Raw genomic sequence first — 20,940 nt, 5'->3', positions numbered from 1 at the left:
AAACTATATCTAAGTTAATCTGTTAATACGTAACTTCTAAATTTCTTAATTGTTCTGTATTCTTGGTAAGGACTCATAACTAAAAACTCTCGACTCCAGTAAAATGACTTCAATAGTTGTTTGTTAGAGATAAATTTTTATGGGTCGTGCCGATACAGTTATTCTCGCCTATTCTGGAGGAGTCGATACCTCTGTTTGTATTCCCTATCTCAAACAAGAATGGGGGGTAAAAAATATAATCACTTTATGTGCTGACTTGGGACAAGGGGAGGAATTAGCGCCTATTCAAGCCAAAGCTCTTGAATGCGGTGCTTTAGAGTCTTTGGTGTTTAATGCCCAAGAAACATTCGTTACAGACTACGGATTTCGGGCAATTCAAGCGAATGCCCTTTATGAAAATCGCTATCCTCTGTCCACCGCATTAGCTCGTCCTTTAATTGCTAAGCTCTTAGTAGAAGCAGCAGAAAAATATGGGGCAGATGCAGTCGCCCACGGTTGTACCGCTAAAGGAAATGATCAGATACGCTTTGACTTAGGTATCCTCGCCCTTAATCCTGATCTAAAAGTCCTCGCCCCAGCACGGGAATGGAACATGAGTCGGGAAGAAACTATCGCCTATGGGGAGAAATTTAGCATTGAATTCCCCGTTAAAAAATCTTCTCCCTTCAGTATTGATCGTAATCTCCTCGGACGTAGTATTGAAGCAGGTCCTTTAGAAGATCCAATGACCGAACCTCCTGAAGAAATCTATTTAATGACTAAAACGATTGCCGATACTCCTGATGAGCCTGAATATATAGAGATTGGGTTTGAAAAAGGAATTCCTGTCAGTCTCAATTGTCAAATCCTCGATTCCGTGACTCTGATTAATCAATTAAATGAAACAGTAGGTAATCACGGGATTGGTCGTCTGGATATGGTTGAAAACCGTGTTGTAGGCATTAAATCACGGGAGATCTATGAAGCTCCTGCATTATTGGTGTTAATTGATGCTCATCGTGACTTAGAAAGTTTGACCCTTACTGCTGATGTAACTCAATATAAACAGGGGGTGGGTGATACCTACAGTAAACTGATTTACCAAGGGTTATGGTACAGTCCTTTAAAAGAAGCTCTCGATGCTTTTATTGACCAAACCCAAGACCATGTTACGGGAACAGTTCGGATTAAATTATTTAAGGGGAACGCCGTCATTGTAGGTCGCTACTCTGACAATTCTATCTACAGTCCAAATCTATCTACCTATGGGACAGATGATGACTTTGATCATAAGGCGGCTGAGGGATTTATTTACATTTGGGGACTTCCTACTAGAGTTTGGGCGCAAAAGGCTAAAAATATAGTTGCTCCTAAAAAGTCATAATTACCGTAGAATTTATTTGCATTGGTAGGAGCTAATGATATTAGATTCTTACCATAGTTTTTACGCTGAACATTTTAGCTCTTTTAGACTAAGTATGATAGATTAACAGCTAATAACTTCCAAAACTTTTATTCTGATTTTATTCTAGAATTCCAGAAACTTGATGTTTATATAAATCAAGTTTCTGGAATTCTAGAATGCCTGTAAAGTAAGACTCTTAGATTTTATTGTGGTTTTGTCACAGCTATCTTAGAAAAACTAATGTCCTAACTGAGTGATCACTTTAAATGTATCTACAAACAGCTACTCTCTAACGATGAGTCATCCTACAGACCTCATGATAAATTCAATAGAAATATCTGTCGTTGTTCCTTTATATAACGAAGCACCGAATATTGACCAGCTTTTTAAGCGACTGTTATCAGTTTTAGACCAATTAAATCTGACCTATGAAATTATTTGTGTTGATGATGGAAGTCGAGATAATACCCTTACGAATTTAATTGATTATCATCAACGTTATCCCAAAATTAAAGTGATTGGACTATCCCGTAATTTTGGAAAAGAAATCGCCTTAACCGCAGGTCTCGATTATGCTCAAGGAAAAGCTGTTATCCCCATCGATGGGGATTTACAAGATCCCCCAGAATTAATTGGAGAACTGATTGCCAAGTGGCGCGAAGGATATGATGTTGTTTATGCTAAACGGCGATCACGTCAAGGAGAAAGTTGGCTTAAACGCTTTACGGCCGATATGTTTTATCGAGTGATTAGTAAAATGAGTCGCGTGCCTATTCCTAGAAATACTGGAGATTTTCGACTCTTAGATCGGCGAGTTGTCATGGCTTTTAAAAAAATACCTGAACGAACCCGTTTTATGAAAGGGTTATTTGCTTGGGTAGGATATAAAGAGACAGCAATTTTCTATGATCGTCCTCCTCGTTATCAAGGACAAACTAAATGGAATTACTGGAAACTCTGGAATTTCGCTATTGACGGAATCACATCTTTTAGTATGGTTCCTTTAAAGGTTTGGAGTTATGTTGGGGTCTTGTTATCTTTGTTCGCTTTTTTCTATGGATCCTTTTTAATTGTCTGGACATTGGTTTCAGGAGTTGATGTCCCTGGCTATCCATCTTTAATGGTAACCGTTTTGTTTTTGGGCGGAATACAATTAATTAGTCTAGGGGTAATTGGAGAATATTTAGGTCGAGTTTACGAAGAAGTCAAAGAACGTCCTCTCTATCTTGTGCGAGATTGTTATGGTTTGACCATTAATGATGAAAAAGTTACGAGGTTAGAAGTTGACACGCTATAAGTCCAACCTATACTGAATAAGTTTTAGGAAAACTTGAGAGATTTAACAAATTTTAAAAGACAACTCCCAAGTACTTCTGTCATGTTCATATAACAAGCGTGTCTCGTATTGTCCAAAAGTACCTAGTAGATGTCGGATATAAATTTGATCAATTCTTCCGCTTGACTAATGGTAACAATTCGATCATCACTTACCAAAATCACCAATGATTGCCAATGTTGGTAATTTAACTCTAGTTAGTTGTTCTTTGAACTTACCAATTTAAATAGAGACAACAGCTACAAAAACTCCTAATTTTTCCTCTAGTTAACAACTAGTGTAAAACCATTACTTCTATTAATATATAAAGAAAAAACACAAAAAAATTAAGTTTTAAAGTATTTATAAAACTCAGAAAAAATATATATATAAATCCAGAGAAACTCTGATTATTACAATAGCCAGACAGCTCAGGATAAATCAGGTGATATCCAGCAATAAAAACTGTTTCTATTAGGCAAATTTTAAGTTATTTTCTTCTCTAACAACTAATTAAGTAAGGATCAAACAGATAATGTGTTAGGCTTACCTGCTTCAATATAGTGGATTCTAGCTTCGAGAATTGAGACAAGATAGAAAGTAATCATAAGTCTGATTGTTACTTCATGTCCAAGCTAGTTAATAATCAGAATTTTAACTGTTAACTAACTTACATCAATTGAAATGCTATGTTTTTCTATTAGCACAGGAAACACAGAGAGAAGTTTTTCCTTTAAGAAACCATTAGCATTTAATCTGTCATCCCGACACCATTCTTCAGATAAATCTTAGTTGATGAAACTAAGAACGCCAAGATCTCCGTCTAAACTAACTTGAGTTCCTACAGGCAAAGCGGCATTTTCCCCATCATGGCCGAAAGGAAGATTTGAGACAATGGGAATATTGAGATCTCCAAGACGATCACGTAGTACTTGATCTACTGTCCAGCTTGAGCTCGATGGGGGTAAGTCACATTGACTAAACCGCCCCAGAGCAATCCCTTTAACCCCTTTAAAGGCCCCCATTAACCGCCATTGAGTCAGAAAACGGTCTACACGGTATGGGGCTTCTCTCACGTCTTCTAGAGCTAATATGACCCCATCTAGAGAAGGTTGCAATGGGGTTCCTAGTAAGTGGGTAGCGACGGATAAATTTGCCGGAAGTAGAGTTCCTGTGGCTTGTCCACTTTCCCATCCTAAACCTTTGAGAGGAGGTAACAGTCCTCCTTCAAGGTAATTAAATAACCTTTGGACTGACCAATAAGGTTCCGATCCCAAGGTCGTTAAAACAGGGGCATGAAGACTAGCAATCTCTTCTTTAGCTAAACTCCACAATAAGCCCGTGATATCAGAAAAACCAATTATCCATTTTGGCGATGAAGTTGAAACAGAGTTCCATTGCCAGTCTTCTAACAATCTGGCACTTCCATAGCCTCCCCTAGCACAGACAATAGCTTTACAGTGGGGGTTTTTCCAAGCTTCTAATAATGCTTGTCGTCGTTGGGTATCGGTTCCAGCTAAGTATCCTTCGCTGGCGTTCCAGTGACTTGCCAATTGAATTTGATAGCCCCGTGAGCGCCAGATTTCCAATCCTTTTTCAAATGCAGACAATTCTTTTAACCGACCACTCGGAGCAATAACTTGCACTAAGTCTCCTGGTTTTAAGAGAGAAGGTAGTTTCATGACTGATAATAGATAATAAATAATTGATAATTATCTATTTATTTAATGATGTTGTGGTAATTTGAAGGGAAACCTAATCCAATTAGAGCAATTATAAGTTTTGAGATAATGAGATAAATAGAGTTGCTAAACTTAGACTTAATTGAGTTAACTATAAATAATCGTACATATTAATATTTTGAGTTTTTTTATGCAGATTTTTTGGATTAGCTAAATAAAAAATATTGCCACTTTTAGTATATAAGCTTTTAGTTAATTTTTTTCAAAAAAAAGCAAAGAAAATATTAATTTTTACTTATTATCATTGGTTAAATTTCTTATAATTTTCTGAGAGAGTATGGCAATCATATGTAGTGTGACACCATTTTAAAGTACCTACTAGTGTGAAAACAAAAGGAGGGGTCAACGAAATGTTTGTCACTACCCCTAAAATCAACAAAACCACTACTGTTTTCTGTGACTACATTTTTCTCGCTGCAACAGTAATGTTGATGAATTCCGGGTTAGTAGAAACTTTTATATCTTTTTAATGCAAATCACAATATCATAGCCTCGATAACTACAACTACAGACGTTATATGAGTAGTTGTTTAATAACTTATCCTCAAAAACTTAGTCGTTAACTGATAACCTTTTTAAAATCTATTACTTCCCTACTTTTTTAGTGTTTTTTCTTTTTTGTTAATGGACTAATCCAATAAAGTTAAGTAACAATAAGGGCTTAAAACTTTACGTTCCATATACATAAAAACTATTGAAATAAAAGGTTTACCTCTAAATTAACAATAATTAATCTCGATAAATTTTAAGTAAATCTTGATAATGGTCGATGCGGCGATCTCGTAAATATGGCCAAAGACGGCGTACAGTCTCCGAGTGTTGTAAATCAATCGTAGCCGTCACTACCTCTTCTTGATTTTCACTTGCATGTGCTAAAATCTCGCCTTGAGAACCAGCAATAAACGAATTCCCCCAAAAAAGAATACCTTCAGTTTGACAATTTGTATTGACTTCATATCCCACACGGTTACAACTAATCACAGGAATACCGTTAGAGATAGCATGGGCGCGCTGCGCAATGATCCAAGCCTCTTTCTGCTTAATTTGCTCGTTTTGGCTATCTCTAGAATCCCAACCGATCGCCGTTGGATAGATTAGTATTTGTGCCCCTTTCATAGCCATTAACCGTGCTGCCTCGGGAAACCATTGATCCCAGCAAACCATTACCCCCAAGAGTCCTACAGAGGTTTTAATCGGTTCAAATCCTAAGTCTCCAGGTGTGAAATAGAATTTCTCGTAAAAACCAGGGTCATTAGGGATGTGCATTTTACGGTATTTTCCTGCGATTTTGCCATCTTTGTCTAAAACAACTGCTGTGTTATGATACAAGCCGGTTGCTCGTTTTTCAAACAAAGAAGCGACTATTACCACCCCTAATTCTTGTGCTAATTGCCCTAAAATTTGAGTAGAATGACCCGGGATAGTCTCTGCTAAATTAAACAAAGAAAAATCTTCTGTCTGACAGAAATAAAGGCTTCTATGGAGTTCTTGTAAAATAATTAATTGAGCATTTTTTGCAGCTGCTTGCAGAATTCCCTGACTACTCTTTTCGAGATTACTATCTAAATCTGCTGTGTTACTGTGCTGGACTAAGCCAACTTTTAGGAAATCAATCATAATTGACTAAACAAAATTTTCTGATAACAATCTTAACCTCTTAGTGGGCATTATCTACTCTACATTTAAAGTTTTAGTTTTGTCGTTTTGTAACGTGAGTTCAACGGGAAGTTATGTATAGAAAGGGAAGCAGCAGCTCTATGCTGTAAGTAGCACTTATTGAGGTCTGGTGCTATACAGACAAAATCTAATGTCAATTTTACTTTTCTGTGCTCTAAGTTACTCCTATATAAGGCTCTAAACAGAATGAGAATTCTGTTTCTCAGATTTACTGTATTTAACAGTATTTATTTGGAGAGAAAAGATATCATGTCCAATTGGCTATAATTATTTTATGCAAACTATGCCCTGGACAATCATATTACTGTACTATTATTAATACACTATTTTTCACAGACCCACAAAGAAGAAGTAATAAAAATTAGTTTGATGATTCTACTCGGATAGAAGTTTATTATTAATATAACAATTATCATACATAATTTTTGAAGATTTAGATTAGATGGAACTAAAATTATGTGGGATGGCATTTTGGATTAAAAACACATTTTATTAGAATTTAATTCTGTTAATTATATAAGTTTTTTAGTTAATTCGAGGAAACATAAATTACCATAAACTTGCTCCTAAGTTAACGCATAATTTATATTAACAAATATTTGTATACAAAGTTTTTTCTTATTAAAACTATTCAATTAGCTTTTTTTAAAAAAACTTAAATACATTAATCATGATCAATAAAAATAAAGTACAAGTTAGCAAGCTTAATTATTTTTTTTAGCCTAAAAATAATAGATTAGCAGTTAATAACTTATGAAAATTTATTTTTTAAACTCCTTATTCTCCAATTATTTAAAAAATAAATCTCAAATGTATCAAAAAACAATACTGTCATTTTTTTATTAATTTCTTAATAGCTAGGCTAGGAAAGTAAACACTATAACTAATAAATATATTTTGCTTAATCATTTAAGCAATCCTTTTGGTAGTTGCATACTAATACAATGTAATGAGCCGAATTGATAAATTAAAGGTAAACAATCAATCCCAATTATTTGATAATTTGGATAGGCTTTTTGAACTTGTATCAATGCTGTCTCATCTGATTTATCTCGATAAATAGGAACCAATACCGCACCATTAATAATTAAATAATTTGCATAGGTAGCAGGAAGTCTATTCCCTTGAGCATTGTACTTAGGTTTAGGCCAAGGAAGAGGAATTAAATTGTAACTTTTTGCTTCCTCTGTTTTTAAGTCTTTCAATTCAGTTTCAAGTCCTTGAAAATCTTGATAATGACTATCTTTTTCATCATTACAAGTAACATAAACAATAGTATTATTAGGTGCAAAACGAACTAAAGTATCAATATGTCCATCTGTATCATCTCCTTCTAAATATCCATGCTCTAGATAAATAATTTTTTTAACTCCTAATTTTTTTAGCAGTATTTTATTTATTTTTTCCTGAGTAAACTGAGGATTACGATTAGAGTTTAACAGGCAAGATTTAGTTGTCAAAAGTGTTCCTTTTCCGTCTGAATCAATTGCTCCCCCTTCGAGAACAAATGAGATATATTCAGTTTTTACTTCAGGATTAATTACTTGAGCGACAAGATAACTATTAATTTTATTGTCAAGATTACTTTTGTACTTATTACCCCAGCCATTAAAAATAAAATTATTTATTTTTAGCTTTTTTTGTGAGTTTATTAAAGTAATAATTCCATAATCTCTTATCCAAATGTCATTAGTTGGAACTACGAGAAATATTACCTTTTTTAGGTCTATATTGTGGCGAATTAACTGATTTTTAACCTCAGTTTTAAGAATATAATTATGAACAATTAAAACTAATTTTTGACGTTTGGTAATTACTTGACTGATTTTAAGATAAATTGGATACACTTGTTTTAAGAAGGGAGCCATGTCCGTATCTTGATGGGGCCAAGTTAACATTACCCCATCTTGTTCATACCATTCAGCAGGAAGTGAATACATTTTGCTACTTTTTTATCAACCTTTTTCGTAAATTAAGACAAGAGAAAGATTATTCTTGTTTAGTTTTATCTTTTTCTATCAGACTGAGGTAAAATCTTAATTTTTTTTTAGTTTAAATAGCTGGCATTTGTTAAGATTAACTAGAGTGAGAGAACATAGATATATTTAAGCTTTGATCAAACATATTAAAAATTAATTTTAGTAAGGTAAAAGAGAATAGTATTGTAGCTTTCTTATTGATTGCAGTAACAAGCTGTTTAAATGCATAAAAGCCTACTTAGAAGTAGTAATCCATAAGTCAAGGAATAAAATATAGATATTTAAAGAACAGATTACTACAAATAAACAATAGAAAGAGTTCAAGCCTTACGAACAGAAATTTATCAGGATGCCAGTCGATATTGTACTGGCTATAATTTGAATCTTCTGACGACTTACTTCTATTTTCTTAAGGAATTACTCCACCATCGAGATAGTCCGGTGAGGCTTACTACTGTTACTTTTAATCAATACGAGTATCTATTTAAAAGAATATTTATGATTAATAAAATTAAGTACAAGTGTGAGTGTTCTTTAGAATAGCTATTGTGTTTTTCATATTTACAGTCTTAATTGAATTCTATTGGCTGATAAAATAATTAATTTTATAATTTATATATAAAAATAAAAATGTAAATGACTCAAACTAGTTTTAATGAACTTAATTATTGAAGTGGATGCAAAAGCAATAAATAATTGTTTATTTTTACATGAAAAATTAGCAACCATATATAAGCAATTTTAGTTAATTTTACTTGAGATTCTATCTAGATTAGTGAAAATATATAAAGTAGTAGAAAATATAGATTCATTTTGTCTACCATTGTTTTAATTTAGCTTTAACTAAACTATTTGTATACATTAAGTCATTGATAATTAATAATTACTATATTTAGTATATTATCATTGCCTTAGTTTTGATCTGCAGCTCTATCTACCTTGTAAACTAAAATTTTTCTACATTTTTTCAGAAAGAGAGCGATTCTTGTTTTTACTATTTTTATTTTTTATTTCTAGTTTTATTTTTAAAAAAATATAGATTTCATCAAAGTTAATTTAACTTTTTTCCCTTAGCTAATCATTAGCTATAATAAGTTTTGCACACTCTTATGATGTTTTTTTATATATAAAATATTTTATTTGTATTATTGATCTCATTTTTTTTTCACTCCTAATAAAGTTAGACAACCTTTCTCTTTGTTACAAAATTTATAAATAAATTATTTATATGTACTATTTTATACATTCACCAGAGCTAAATTTTCTTAATTTTTTATCTTGAATTGATATATAAGATTCTACTATTGTTATAGTTATAAAGATTTTTTTTAGAATTCAAGTAAACTTTAATTGTGCTTATTCTAATATTTTTTCGGTATACCTACATATAAAAATTGCTACTTTTTAATTACTTCTATATTCTACACTTATTTAAGTTTACCTGCCCACTATACTATTTTTATTTAAACTTAAATAAAATATTAAATGATTTATTACCATGAAAATGCTGACCACTTGATTGTTATCACAATAATACTTCATCTACTATGATTACAAAAACTAATTATACTGAGCCTATCAAATAAAAATCAAAAATATTAAATAGAGTTTCATTGTCAATGAATAAACTTGTAAAAACTCTCTCTAATCACTACCTATACAGGATTTAGTAAATTTTATATTTTAACTAAATTATGCCAGACTAAATATTTTACGATCTATATACTTATGGAGTAAAATATTTAAATTATCCTAATAAATATAACTCTAAGATTAGAATAGCTTGCCATTAATTAGATATAATCTTCTTTGAATTAAGATAAATATAGTATAATCTATTCAAAAAATAGCCAGTCATAACTTTTATTTTGATTTAAACACCAGATCTTTGCCGAAAAAATAAATAAAATATCAGAATTTTATCTCGAATAAAGAAATATATTTGTTTCAAAATTAATTATTTCTCAATTAGATTTAACAAAAATAGATTTAGATAGAGGAGTGAGTGTAGAAAATATAGTAAAAAGAACATCTGGACAGATAGAAAAACAGGTATAAGCTTTGGGTATTTTTTTATCCCAAGCTTATAGATAGAGATTAGGATATTTTTCTAGAAATAATCTAAGAATGTTGTGAAATAAATTAATGTCATATGTTAAAGTAGTAGCAGATACATTTGAAATGAAGAAGATTTAAGTAAAGAGCAAAAAGTCAAATTAAACCAGGTGAATAAAATATTACCATTACTTTTAAAAATAAACTAATGGAAAGACAAGAAAAATTTAAAAGATTTTTGATAAGCACTCAGACTAGGTATCAGGACTATTAAAATTAGCTAATTGACATCAAAAAGCTCTGGAACAATTAAACGCCTAGTTGAATTCTAGAAAGCATCGCTTTAGAAATTTTGTCAGTTTTCAAATCCGAAGTTTTTTTACTTTGCACTTTTACATCATTCGGTTTAGTTTAACCAAAATACTTTTAAGCTTGATAAAGACTTTTATTCAGAGATGAACACATTCGTCTCTTCTATAAAATCGTAACCGTATCCGTTAATGGCACTATTATTTATCATTTTTTCGTTCTGAAGTTTTGGTGTTCAGTGAAAATTAAAGACTCTGTACTTCTGAACTTTTGGCACTCTTTACAAAACTCTATGTCGTCGCTATAGTATCTCTACGCTGCTCTCCCGCGATGGTGATCAACGAATACTGAATAAAACGAGTCCTCAATAATGAAAATCCTAATTACTGGTGCAACGGGGTTTCTCGGAACTAATCTTTGTTCTCAACTTCAAGCACAAGGACACGAAATAGTCTGTCTCGACTCGAAAAGCTGCGATCTCACTCAACCTGACTCGTTACTAAGTTTTAATGATCGCAACTATGATCAAATTTACCATTTAGCTGCCTGGACCCAAGCAGGGGATTTTTGTCTCTACCATCCAGGGGAACAATGGATTATTAACCAACAAATGAACACTCACATTCTCGTGTGGTGGCAGAAATACCAACCCCAGGCTAAATTTATTTGTATGGGGACAAGTTGTGCCTATGACCCTAATTTACCCTTATTTGAGGCAAATTACCTCACAGGGATACCTATCAGCAGTTTGTTTACCTATGCCATGACTAAACGAATGCTCTACGCAGGGTTATTAGCTTTAAATAAACAATATGGTCTAAAATACCTCTGTCTGGTTCCTTCTACCCTTTATGGGCCAGGGTATCACACCGATGGGCGACAGATGCACTTTGTTTTCGATCTAATCCGTAAGATAATTCGGGGGAAACTTTATGGCGAACCTGTGGTCTTATGGGGAGATGGAACCCAATTACGGGAGTTGGTCTTTGTTGAAGATTTTGCTAAGATTGTCACCCAACTAGCTGCTACCATTGACAATGATTTAATTAACATTGGCGCAGGAAAAGAATACACTATTCGACACTTTGCTAAGCTAATCTGTGGGGAAGTTGACTATGATTTTAACCAAATTGAATTTGATACCTCTCGCTATGTAGGAGCTAGGTCTAAGTGTTTAGTTGTTGACAAACTTAAGGAATCTTTACCCAATTTCAAGTTAACTCCATTAGAATTAGGGTTAGCTAAAACTATAGAGTGGTTCTGGCTAGAACAAGAAAAACTTGTTCCGGCTAGATAAGTGAGTTAAGTGAGGAGTAACGGTGAACTATTATTGGATTCAACATAGGATAAAAAGCCTAGAAGAAGCGTTTAGCCCCAAATATTGTCGTTCAGTTGAGCAAACAATCGGCTTAATTGCTAGACAATTCAAAAATGGACATAAACTACTTATTTGTGGTAACGGCGGTTCCGCGGCTGATGCTCAACACATTGCGGCTGAATTTGTTGGGCGATTTCAACTTCATCGTAGAGGTTTACCTGCCATTGCCCTAGGAACTAATCCAGCAACTTTAACCGCTTGGGCTAATGACTACGAGTATGAAACAATTTTCGCCCGCCAAGTGGAAGCTTTTGGACAACCTGGAGATGTTCTTTGGGGACTTTCTACGTCTGGAAAATCTGCTAATGTAGTGCGTGCCTTTGAGATGGCTAAAGATATGGGATTGATTACCATCGGAATGGCGGGAAATAATGGCGGGGTACTCAAGGAAATCTCAGATTATCCCCTTTTTGTCAAACAACAACACACCCCCTATGTTCAAGAAATTCACCTAATGACCTATCATCGAATTTGTGAGCAGGTGGAGGCGCAGTTATTTGCTAACGCTGGCTTAGAAGGACAAATTGCGGTTTAATATCTGAAATGGTGGATTATCCAACCAATACTTCTCATACACATTTCAATAAAGCCCTATTTCTAGATAGAGATGGGGTGATTGTTGATTACGTCCCCTATTTGAGTCAACCTGAACAAGTTAAGCTTCCTGATGGTGCGGGAGAAGCTTTAAAACAATGGCAAGATGCAGGTTATTTACTGATTATAATCACTAACCAAGCCGGAGTTGGTAGAGGATATTACAGCTTGCAAGATGTTGAAAAAGTTCATTGTCATATTCAGCAACAATATAGCCATTTTGGGGTATTTTTTGCTGATATTTTTATTTGTCCCCACCATCCCGATGACAAGTGTTTTTGCCGTAAACCTTCTCCTGAAATGTTGATTAATGCATCTAAAAAACATCATATAGTTCTGTCTCAATCTTTCTTTATTGGTGATGCGCATAGTGATTTAGAAGCTGCTATTAGAGCCAATTGTAAACCTATTTTAGTTTTAACAGGACGGGGACTAGAAACAATGGAAAAATTGGCGCAATATTCGATAGAAATTAAAGTTTTTAAAAAATTGTTTGAGACAGTTAAACTAATAGATTTAGGCTAAAATTGTAACTGTTGTTAACAAAAAAACAAAAAAGTACAAACAGTTAACTCTGTATTATTAATACAATAGTTATTTCTAATGAGATAAGATTTATTAATGATTGAAAATCAGGAAAAGTCTTCAACACCTATATTGGTTTCACTAATTCCTAATTTAATGGGAGGGAAAGGACACATTGTTCCCTATCATCAAGCGGTTAGTAAAGCAGTTTCTAAGTTAGGTTGGAAACATTTGGCTGCTATTCCTTCTCGATCAAGAGTTGGTGATTTACTTGCAGAATGGGATGATTGTTTAAGCAATTTTGATCTTGAAAAAGAAGGTAATTTTTGGCAGAAAATTTTGAGGTTAACTGGAGTTTTTTATTTAGGGACGACAACAGCTAAATATTTACAAAACAAGGTTATTGATCAATCGGAATTATCTATTATTTTTCTCGAAAGGTTTATCCATTTACAATTGTTTGCTTTAACGATTGCCTTATGGCTGGTTCCTACAAAAAATCTGTCAGTTTGGCTTCTTTATCGTAGAAATACTCATAAAGATAAAACTAGATTTATTTATAAGTTTCTCAATTATTTGATCAAAAAAAGTCTACCAGCAGGTAACTTGAAGTTACTAACAGATAGTGATTTATTAGGCCAGTCTTTATCTAATTATTTTCAAGAAAATGTTATAGTCATGCCAATTCCTCATGCTGAAATTAAAGTAAATAATTGCGATATAAAAGATAAATCTCCCGGAATTTTATGTTGGTGGCCAGGTTTTCCTAGAGAGGAAAAAGGATGGAATATTATCAAAAAATTAGTTAATAGCAATCTGAATAACAGTGATCAAATTTGTCTGATTGCAGCAGAAAAATCTAATTTAGAAGTTACTAAAGGAGGGATTAAACTCAAATTAATTCAGGATAAATTGACAAGAGAAGAGTATGATTACTGGTTCAGTGTGAGTGATGTTATCTTATTACCCTATGATTACCAGGCCTATGGAGAAAGAACGTCAGGAATTTTCACTGAGTCCATCATTGCTGGCAAAATACCTTTGGTAACTGATAAAACTTGGATGGCTTACGAATTACTTAAATATAATTTAGGTGAATTAATCATTAATTGGGAAATTCCTGAAGAAGTATTCATCTCTATTCTTAAAATAATTAAATGTTCTTATATAAAAAATAAAATCAAAGCAATGCAAAACAGTTATCTAAACTATCATTGTTTAAATAGCTATGCTGAAGTTATGCAAAAAATAATCAACCAGAAATAATGTTGAAAGTTTGTCTTGATGGAACACCGCTGAGGGGAAAACTTAGCGGAATTGGGGTCTATACCTTAAATATAATAGCATCATTGGCTAAATTACAAGAAACAGAATACTTTGAGCTAGAAATTTACTTTCATCCTTCCGTCAAAAATTGGTTTTTGAGAAATTTTTCCATACCTCATTTTTTGACTTACTATCCTCAGGTTTCTATCTTACCAATTCCTGTTACTATTGCTGATGTATTAGCAAAATATCCTAATCCTATCTTGTCACATTTTGAGGGATATCTAAATAAACCTAATATTATTCATGGAACCGATCATTATGTTTATCCTTATCGTAAAAGTCGTAAGATAATGACTATCCATGATCTAACTTTTCTTAAATATCCTCAATATTCTACTACCATTGTTCAAGGATATCTAGAAAGAATAAAGCGCTGTTTAACATGGACAGATTTGATTATTACTTTTTCTAAAAGTACTAAACAGGATATTATTGAATGTTTTAATATTAATCCCGAAAGAGTTCAGATAACATACGAAGCAAGTCGTTACTCTTCTAATGAAATTGAACTTGATAAAATTGAGCTCCTTAAAAAATCTATAGATTATGATTTTTCTATTCCTTATCTTCTGTTTGTAAGTACTATTGAACCTCGAAAAAATGTGATTGCTTTAATTAAAGCGTTTGATTATTTAAAAGAACAACATAAAATCCCTCATAACCTCATTTTAATTGGTAAAAAGGGATGGAAGTATCAATCTAGTTTTAAAGCAATAAAAAATTCAAAATACCAACAGAGTATCTATTATCTAAACTATTTATCTGATGAATTATTAGCTTTCTTCTATGCTCAAACTGAAGCTTTTATTTATCCTTCTTTTTACGAAGGATTTGGCTTGCCTGTTCTAGAAGCAATGACATTAGGTTCCCCCGTAATCACTTCTAATACTTCATCACTTCCTGAAATCGCAGGAGATGCAGCATTGTTGATTAATCCTAATGACTTCCTAGAATTAGCTGAGGCTATTTTAAAAGTGATTAGTGATTCTCAGTTAAGAAAAGAATTAACTAAGAAAGGAAAAGAAAGAGCAAAATCATTTTCTTGGGAGAGAACGGCACAAGAAACTTTTAAAGCTTACCAATTCATTAATTAATGGTTTATTGAGATGGAAAAAAAAATATTGATTAATCTTTCTCTGTTGATGTCTAAACCGACAGGTATTACTATTTATGCAGATAGTATTTTCCCTTACTTAAAGAAACTAAATCCCATATTATTAACAGCCCAAGATAATCACAACTTTAATTGCTATTTAATTCCTAAAAATTTAACTCCAGAACAAGGAACTGTAGGTCATTTTCGTAGATTATTATGGACACAGTTTAAGTTACCAAAAATCTATGAAAAATTAGAAGGTTCATTATTATTTTCGCCAGTTCCTGAAGCTCCATTGTACACTGATTGTCGATCCGTAGTCATGGTGCATGATTTAATTCCATTGCGTTTTCCTAAAAAAAACTCCCCTTTAACACCTTATTTCAAGAAGTATATTCCAAAAGTTCTAAAACAAGCTAAACATATTCTTTGTAATTCCCAAGCAACAGCGACAGATATCATTGATTTTTTTGGAATTTCTGCTAAGAAGATAACTCCTATTCTCCTTGCTTATAATTCAAATCATTTTCGTCCTTTAAAATTAACAGAAAAAATAAAAGGAAAAACTAGTCTACCCTATTTCCTGTATTTAGGTCGTCATGATCTCCATAAAAATCTACCCCGTTTAATTCAAGCATTTGCAGGAATTAGGAATTATCAAAATTATGAACTTTGGTTAGCGGGGCAAACAGATAAACGTTATACTCCACAATTACAACAACAAGCAACAGAATTGGGAATAATAAATCAGATTAAATTTCTTGATTACGTTCCCTATGATCAATTGCCTATTCTATTAAATCAAGCATTAGCATTAGTATTTCCTTCTTTATGGGAAGGATTTGGGTTTCCGGTTTTAGAAGCAATGGGATGTGGAACACCTGTCATTACTTCTAACTTATCTTCTCTACCTGAACTTGTAGGGGATGCGGGATTGTTAATTAATCCTTATCAGGTATCAGAAATGACGGATGCAATGGAACAAATTATCAATGATAATGGGTTACGATCACAATTAAAAATCTTGAGTTTACAACAATCTAGTCAATTCAATTGGCAAAAGACGGGACATTCCACTTTAGAGGTTTTGAAAAGGTTTCTTTAAATACTAAATTGATTATTATCATTGCCATATCTGAGGTACTTTCTTCTCTTAAATTAAATTTGTATACAAAACCATGTAATTCTAATTGGTTTAAAAATTATTTTTTAAGTATTTTATACTAATGGTTTTCTAAGTTTAGATACTAAAAAATTAGTTAAATTAATTTAATTTAGATATCAGCATCACGACAAAAATTAATGATATAATCATCCCTACTTAATCAACAATGTTATGAACTTTTTTAGTATTTCATGTTAAATTTTTTACTTAAATAGCCGAATCTAACACTAGTTATATATCTAGTCCTCTATCAGCCGCATTGATAATGTTAACTAAATCAATATGTGCCAATTGTGTCCACTCTATTTATTTGATACTAAATATAAATTTAGTATCATTTTTGCTAATTCTTAATTTTTTTAAAAAAATATATAGATAGGTTTTTTAAAAGCGTTATCTGTCTATATTAAAAGTCTTAAAGTTTTCAATAAAAACTAAATAGTTTCCATAAAAAACTTAGCGGATCAAAATTATGATTAAAAATTGATTGATCTGCTTTTTTAGTAAAAAAATCGTTTGGTTTTACCAAAAAATTAACTAATATTTTTTCTAAATTTTTTAGTATAAGAGTCAATTTTTGAAGAAAATACATAAATCGGTTTATTTTTTTCTTTAATCCTGTTCATTTAAAGGGAATAGTATCCAAAGTAACTTGGAAACCGCCAACTACACAAAAAAGATTTATCTGTTTTAAGAAAAATTCCAACATTACTTTTTTTTAAATTAGGATCTAAAGACATTTAATCAAGTTAATAAAAACTTAAATGTTAACTTTTCAAACTAAAGTAGGCATAATTAATTATACTCCTACCAAAATTAAGTATTTGTTTGTTTTAAATTTGACTTAAGCTATCTCGTAAACGAGTTATATCCCATCCTTTTTGATGTAATAAAAGCAAAGATTGAAGCAAATCTGGCCCGTGTAATTCACCCATTAAACCGGCTCTGAGAGAGCGCATAGTTAACCCCTTCTTCACCTTAAAATCTTTGGTAACTTGGCTGATAATCTCCTTAGCATTATCTTCAGTTAACTGAGGATAATTAGCTAAATTATCAAGTACAGCTTGTATGATGTCTTTGATCCCCTCTTTTTGCAATTGCTCTAGAGCTTCCTTACTATAACTCAGTGTTTCTCCAAACAATAAACGGCTCTCTTTTACTGCATCAGTTAACCTAGTTAAACTTGGACCAATCAGAGCTGCTAACTGTTCTAACCAAGGACGATCACTTTCCAAATTAACTTCATAACCCGCTTCTTGCCAATAGGGGAAAGCTAGCTCAACTAATTCCGAGGCTGAAACTTGATGAAGATATTGACTATTAATCCAATCTAGTTTATCCCAATCAAATTTTGCCCCCGCTTTATTTACCTTTTCTAAACTAAATTCTTTCGCGGCTTCACTTAGGGTAAAAATTTCCTTAGTGGAGTCAGGGGCAGTCCAACCCAAAAGCATTATATAATTGACGAGAGCATCGGGTAAAAAGCCCATTTTACGGAAGTCATCAATGGATGATGCTCCGTCGCGTTTAGACAATTTTCGTCCTTCCTGATTTAGAATAAGGGGGGTATGAGCAAATTCTGGAACTGTTTCCCCTAACGCTTCATACAGTAAAATCTGTTTCGCTGTGTTGGCGATGTGATCCTCTCCCCGAATGACATGGGTAATTTTCATATCTAGGTCATCAACCACCACTGCTAAATTATATAGAGGTTGCCCAAAAGCTTCTCCTTCGAGTTGAGGGATACGAGCAATTGCCATATCCCCACCTAGATCACTTCCTCTCCAAGTTACTTTATTTCGAATTAAGTCATTCCAGACAATTTCACGGTCATCATCGATAATAAAGCGGATAACGGGCTTTCTGCCTTCAGACTCAAACTTTTGACATTCTGCTTCAGTGAGATGACGATGGCGGTTATCATAGCGAGGAGCTTGATTTTTTGCTTTTTGTTTCTCCCGCATTTTTTCTAATTCTTCGGGAGTACAGTAACAACGATAAGCAAACCCCTTATCAAGTAAGCTTTGAATTCCTTGACGATAGAGATCAAGACGTTGGGTTTGCAAAAAAGGACCCTCATCCCAATTTAACCCTAGCCAAGTGAGTCCTGATTTAATATTTTCCGTATATTCTGGTCGTGATCGCTCAAGATCCGTATCTTCAATACGCAAAATGAATTGCCCCCAGTGATGACGAGCAAATAACCAATTAAAAACAGCTGTCCTCGCAGTTCCAATGTGTAGATTCCCAGTGGGACTTGGTGCAATACGAACTCTGGGTGTCACGACATTTCTCCTAAGTCTGTGTTTGCTACTTTGAACTCAATGCACAACTCTCTATTCTAACACTCTCTGTCCTTAGAATGGCAGAGATTATTGCTTATTCTTCCTTTAGCTAGACATGATTTTTCAAGTTATACCTCCGCAAAACCAAATTCACAAGTATTCTAGCCCGACCTCTACCGACTATCTGAACAACAGGCCACATCGTCCTTGGAATATTTAATAGTTTAATAGCTCGAACTAACTAACAATTAAACTTGCAATTACTTTTTATTCAGCTTAACTGGGCAGAGTTTGTCCGTCGAATCAGAGGCAGTTTACCAGTTATTGTCTACTACAAAGTTCTAGGATCAATGTTCTAAAAAACACTCCATAAATACTTCATGCACATTACCGCAGTTTCATAATATCACATAAAGTCTCCCTAACAGAGCAGGGCTCCAACCCCAAAACATTTGGTGGCAACAGACTTTGAGATACCGCTGAGAGTTTAATTTAAGGAACAATCAAAGTTTCTCCTGTCTTTCCCGTCCCCAACCATAGCAGTGATCTAGCTACATCTCTGAGGATTTTTTTGAATGGTTCAGGAGGGCAATCACACTCAACGGCTATAGGTTTAAGTATAATCCCCCGAGTGCCAAACACGATCTCCCCAATGACGCGAGCACGGTTCATGTGATTAGCGGAAGTAACTAGATAAACACTATCAATGCCTTGTTTCTTTAAGGTATCTACTAAGGTTGTAAAGTTAGTCACCGTATCCCGTGCCTGGTAGTCTAGATAAAGGCGAGCGCTCGAAATACCGGCCTCCCTAAAAATCTTTTTAGCATAGCTTTGAGGACTCCCAGAAGAAACCCAAATGGGGAGATCACGGTATCGAGTAGCCAATTGAGCGGCAAAGTGTTCGCGTTCTTCATGTCCTCCCAAAACAAAAATCGCTTCAGGTTGCACCATATAACTCTGTAATTCTTTATAACCCGCCCACAGACTAATACCTACCAGAGAAATTAGAGGCCACAACCTACGCCTCCGACGAGATGAAAGGACTTTCACACGGTGTTTTTTGGAATTAATTTGTAACAACATGAACACAATAATGAAACTATCGAACTAATTAGGATAGCCGTCAAGCATACTGATGAAATACAAAGTTTTTTTAAATTTTAGGTAACAAAAAATAAATTTAGAGTCTACCTTAACCTTACTCTTCGTGAGGAACGCTATTTAAAGTCATTAGACCTTGACAACAACTCACAGCAAAGCCCATCATAAGTCATAAACCATCGATGTTTGTGACTTGTGTCTGACTTAAACCAAGAAGTTTATCGATTGAGTACCCAATTATGGATGACGCTTAGAATTAATATTATGCTACCTCTAGTTACCGTTTGATAGAGACTTGCTGACAAGTTAACGGGACTGGCCGGATTCGAACCGGCGACCTAGCGCTTCAGATTGGTGTGAGTTTCCCCACTCTCTGGACTATTCCTTCACCTTAGACTTGATGTCCTTAGGTGGTGGCCGTTATGTTGTAGACATGATTAGCCCTACTGCTTTTGTTTCCCTTTGGCGACCTACAACCAGTCTCTGCACCTTCTCTACCAGGGACGTAGAGCTTGGCTCAAGATTACCTTATCTGTAAGAAGACTTAGGCTTCCTTGAATTTGACCACATCCATCTATGGCGTTTCCGTCCATGATGCCCGACACTTCAGGAGGCGCTTGCTCTATCCTACTGAGCCACAGCCCCACGGGGTAAACCCCTTATTGATCATATCATCTGATTGAGTACATGAGTTCGACGAGATCTAAAAACATTTTTGTCATTCTCAATCTCTAAGTCAAAACATAACAAAGTTGATAATTAGACGATTATTCAACTCTAAAATAATATATCGCCAACAATTAAGACTACAATTTTTGTTTAAACAGACCAAGAGGCAAGGTTAACTTCTCTTTTCAACCTCAATCGAGAGAAGATTTTCAGGCATTTATTCAGTTAATCGTCAATCTTTTTAATCCAAGAACGCTTACAAAGCGTAATTCTATCAGTTAGTTTCACTAGCTTTTATTGCATCTTCTGTTGATAACAAAGAATTACTTGAAATCCT

At 33.6% G+C, this 20,940-nt stretch carries 15 protein-coding genes; 9 read left to right on the top strand and 6 right to left on the bottom strand.

Annotation, left to right across the window (positions count from 1 at the left end; translation table 11 throughout):
* Positions 1 to 139 precede the first annotated feature (139 nt).
* Entirely contained in the window at positions 140 to 1,363 is a 1,224-nt protein-coding gene (locus P3F56_RS04065; protein WP_281153504.1) for an argininosuccinate synthase, read from the top strand.
* Positions 1,364 to 1,700: 337 nt separating this feature from the next.
* Positions 1,701 to 2,681 carry a glycosyltransferase family 2 protein gene (locus tag P3F56_RS04060; RefSeq protein ID WP_405054766.1) on the top strand — a complete coding sequence of 327 codons (981 nt, stop codon included), beginning with the start codon at positions 1,701 to 1,703 and terminating at the stop codon, positions 2,679 to 2,681.
* An 806-nt stretch (positions 2,682 to 3,487) separates the two neighbouring features.
* Here P3F56_RS04060 and P3F56_RS04055 read toward each other — a convergent pair.
* Complete coding sequence (locus P3F56_RS04055; protein WP_281153502.1) at positions 3,488 to 4,381, bottom strand: S66 peptidase family protein; 894 nt, start codon at positions 4,379 to 4,381, stop codon at positions 3,488 to 3,490.
* A 383-nt stretch (positions 4,382 to 4,764) separates the two neighbouring features.
* Between P3F56_RS04055 and P3F56_RS04050 the strand changes: the two genes are divergently transcribed.
* Positions 4,765 to 4,911 carry a hypothetical protein gene (locus tag P3F56_RS04050; protein ID WP_281153501.1) on the top strand — a complete coding sequence of 49 codons (147 nt, stop codon included), beginning with the start codon at positions 4,765 to 4,767 and terminating at the stop codon, positions 4,909 to 4,911.
* A gap of 259 nt (positions 4,912 to 5,170) precedes the next feature.
* Here P3F56_RS04050 and P3F56_RS04045 read toward each other — a convergent pair whose 3' ends face one another.
* Both P3F56_RS04045 and P3F56_RS04040 read right to left on the bottom strand, forming a co-directional pair.
* Positions 5,171 to 6,058 carry a carbon-nitrogen hydrolase gene (locus tag P3F56_RS04045; RefSeq protein ID WP_281153500.1) on the bottom strand — a complete coding sequence of 296 codons (888 nt, stop codon included), beginning with the start codon at positions 6,056 to 6,058 and terminating at the stop codon, positions 5,171 to 5,173.
* Positions 6,059 to 7,023: 965 nt separating this feature from the next.
* Positions 7,024 to 8,058 carry an agmatine deiminase family protein gene (locus P3F56_RS04040; RefSeq protein ID WP_281153499.1) on the bottom strand — a complete coding sequence of 345 codons (1,035 nt, stop codon included), beginning with the start codon at positions 8,056 to 8,058 and terminating at the stop codon, positions 7,024 to 7,026.
* A gap of 2,773 nt (positions 8,059 to 10,831) precedes the next feature.
* Between P3F56_RS04040 and P3F56_RS04035 the strand changes: the two genes are divergently transcribed.
* From P3F56_RS04035 to P3F56_RS04010, 6 genes are all read left to right on the top strand, one after another.
* On the top strand, positions 10,832 to 11,758 hold the full coding sequence (locus P3F56_RS04035; RefSeq protein WP_281153498.1) for an NAD-dependent epimerase/dehydratase family protein: 927 nt from the start codon (positions 10,832 to 10,834) through the stop codon (positions 11,756 to 11,758).
* Between the two features lie 22 nt (positions 11,759 to 11,780).
* A complete protein-coding gene (gmhA, locus tag P3F56_RS04030) occupies positions 11,781 to 12,374 on the top strand; it encodes a D-sedoheptulose 7-phosphate isomerase (protein WP_281153497.1) in 594 nt (197 codons plus the stop codon).
* A gap of 8 nt (positions 12,375 to 12,382) precedes the next feature.
* The gene (locus P3F56_RS04025) at positions 12,383 to 12,958 is read left to right on the top strand and encodes a D-glycero-alpha-D-manno-heptose-1,7-bisphosphate 7-phosphatase (RefSeq protein ID WP_281153496.1); all 576 of its coding nucleotides are present in this window, start codon (positions 12,383 to 12,385) and stop codon (positions 12,956 to 12,958) included.
* A 96-nt stretch (positions 12,959 to 13,054) separates the two neighbouring features.
* Positions 13,055 to 14,224, top strand: a complete 1,170-nt coding sequence (locus P3F56_RS04020; protein ID WP_281153495.1) for a glycosyltransferase family 1 protein — start codon at positions 13,055 to 13,057, stop codon at positions 14,222 to 14,224.
* Positions 14,224 to 15,381, top strand: coding sequence for a glycosyltransferase family 4 protein (locus P3F56_RS04015; RefSeq protein ID WP_281153494.1), 1,158 nt, complete (start codon positions 14,224 to 14,226; stop codon positions 15,379 to 15,381). Before P3F56_RS04020 ends, P3F56_RS04015 begins: the two co-directional genes overlap by 1 nt.
* A gap of 12 nt (positions 15,382 to 15,393) precedes the next feature.
* Positions 15,394 to 16,488, top strand: coding sequence for a glycosyltransferase family 4 protein (locus P3F56_RS04010; protein ID WP_281153493.1), 1,095 nt, complete (start codon positions 15,394 to 15,396; stop codon positions 16,486 to 16,488).
* Between the two features lie 893 nt (positions 16,489 to 17,381).
* Here P3F56_RS04010 and gltX read toward each other — a convergent pair.
* The 3 genes from gltX to P3F56_RS03995 form a co-directional block, all read right to left on the bottom strand.
* Entirely contained in the window at positions 17,382 to 18,833 is a 1,452-nt protein-coding gene (gene gltX, locus P3F56_RS04005) for a glutamate--tRNA ligase (RefSeq protein ID WP_281153492.1), read from the bottom strand.
* Positions 18,834 to 19,325: 492 nt separating this feature from the next.
* On the bottom strand, positions 19,326 to 19,916 hold the full coding sequence (locus tag P3F56_RS04000; protein ID WP_281153491.1) for a YdcF family protein: 591 nt from the start codon (positions 19,914 to 19,916) through the stop codon (positions 19,326 to 19,328).
* Between the two features lie 512 nt (positions 19,917 to 20,428).
* The gene (locus P3F56_RS03995) at positions 20,429 to 20,581 is read right to left on the bottom strand and encodes a hypothetical protein (RefSeq protein ID WP_281153490.1); all 153 of its coding nucleotides are present in this window, start codon (positions 20,579 to 20,581) and stop codon (positions 20,429 to 20,431) included.
* Positions 20,582 to 20,940 lie beyond the last annotated feature (359 nt).

The sequence above is a fragment of the cyanobacterium endosymbiont of Epithemia clementina EcSB genome (genome assembly GCF_029919255.1).
Classification (GTDB): Bacteria; Cyanobacteriota; Cyanobacteriia; order Cyanobacteriales; family Microcystaceae; genus Rippkaea.
The sequence above is the reverse complement of the archived record's forward strand: the minus strand, read 5'-3'. Positions and strand labels throughout refer to the sequence as shown.